The organism is Deltaproteobacteria bacterium (genome assembly GCA_012522415.1).
Lineage (GTDB): Bacteria > Desulfobacterota > Syntrophia > Syntrophales > JAAYKM01 > JAAYKM01.
On record JAAYKM010000156.1, the window covers coordinates 1 to 1,721 of the forward strand.

General features: G+C 51.8%; 3 protein-coding genes. All 3 read left to right on the forward strand.

The features are described 5' to 3' along the window. Positions 1-253 (forward strand): tRNA (guanosine(37)-N1)-methyltransferase TrmD (locus tag GX147_11195; protein NLN61234.1); only part of this gene is annotated, 253 nt, incomplete at its 5' end. Positions 254-377: 124 nt separating this feature from the next. Then, positions 378-875, forward strand: coding sequence for a hypothetical protein (locus GX147_11200; protein NLN61235.1), 498 nt, complete (start codon positions 378-380; stop codon positions 873-875). 11 nt (positions 876-886) lie between these two features. Further along, positions 887-1,721, forward strand: an 835-nt coding sequence (locus tag GX147_11205; protein ID NLN61236.1) for an MBOAT family protein, incomplete at its 3' end; no start/stop codon positions are given.

Below are 1,721 nucleotides of genomic sequence, written 5' to 3' on the forward strand. Positions count from 1 at the left end.
AATGGAATCCTTTGCTGATGGACTCCTGGAATGGCCCCAATACTCACGCCCCACCCGCTGGAGTGATCACGCGGTGCCCCCGGTGCTTCTTTCAGGTCATGAGGCAAGGATTGAGCGCGGGAGACTGCTCATGCAAGTCCTCGAGACACTGAAGAAGAAACCATGGATGCTGGCGGATCGAAAACTTGATTCCTCCATCTGGGAGCTTCTGGCTGAGGCCATCCGGGTGGAAGAAAACGGGGATCAAGGTTAGATTTCATGCCATGGCCTGAATTATTTGCCGGGCTTTCATTTATTGTCGTAACCTTTCCGTGATGCAGGCGTCTAGTGCTTGGGCGGACTTTGTCCGCGATCATTTATCAATCTGGGAGTTTAAAATGAAAAAAGTATTGGCAATAATCCTCTTATTCACCTTGATATTCGCGTCAGCCTGTCAATCAAAAGGAAACGAAACGGAGACCGGACCGGCCCATGAAGAAATCGGTGACCTTAAGGAGGCACTGTCAGACATGGTCGAAAAAGCGGAAATGAAGGACCTGCTTGAAGGTGGCATGCTGGAAGAAATCAAGGCCGGCGAAGCCGGTTATCTGATCGGAGCCGAGCAGGTGAGCGGATCTTATACGGAAGCGTACTCACTCCAGCCCATGATCAATGTTCACCCTTTCGCCATGGGACTGTTCAGGCTCGCTGAAGGGGAAGATCCCCTCCTCTTTGCCGGGGAGCTGAAGGAGAAAGCCGATCTTCGCAAATGGATTTGTGTCGAAGCTGACACTGTTTATGTGGCGACCCGCGGCCAGCTTGTCCTCTTTATCATGGGAAGTGTGGATGAAGTCAATGCCATCGCAGGCGCGGCGCAGTTCACGGTGCTTGGCTAAGCGTCCGGTTCATGCTCTTTTCAAGCATCACCTTTCTCTATTACTTTCTTCCGGCTGTTCTGGCCGTCTATTTCGTGGTTCCCCCGCAGATGAAAAATGCGGTTCTCCTTGCCGCAAGCCTGGTCTTCTACACATGGGGGGAGCCACGGTTTTCGGTCATTATGGTGACAACGGCCCTGTCCGGCTATCTGGCCGGCCTGGCCATCAACCACTTGAAACAGAATCACTTAAGGAGGCTGGCACTTGCGGCCGGTGTGATCGTCTGCCTGATTCCTCTTTTCCTGTTCAAGTACGGCGATTTCATTATCAGCAATCTCAGCCGGCTTCTCCCGGTTACACTGACACCCCTCAAGCTGGCGCTGCCGATCGGTGTCAGTTTCTACACCTTCCAAATCCTCTCCTATGTGGTTGATGTCTACCGAAAAGATCTCGAGGCGGAACGCAACCCTTTTTATTTCCTCATGTATGTCTCCTTTTTTCCACAGTTAATCGCGGGGCCCATCGTTCGTTTCCAAACCATTTCCTCGGAGATCCGGAGCAGAAAGGTAACGGCGGAGCTCTTCGCCTCGGGGATCAGCCGCTTCGTCTGCGGGTTGGGGAAAAAAATTCTGATTGCCAACACACTGGCTGAGTTTGCCCGCAATCTGTCCACAGGCGGAGCTTCCAGCATCCTTTCCCTGTGGATGGGATCCTTGGCCTTCACCTTGCAAATATACTTTGACTTTTCGGGTTATTCAGATATGGCCATCGGGCTGGGATCCATGTTTGGTTTTCATTTTTTGGAAAATTTCAATTATCCCTATCTTTCGCGCAGTGTAACCGAGTTCTGGCGTCGCTGGCATATGT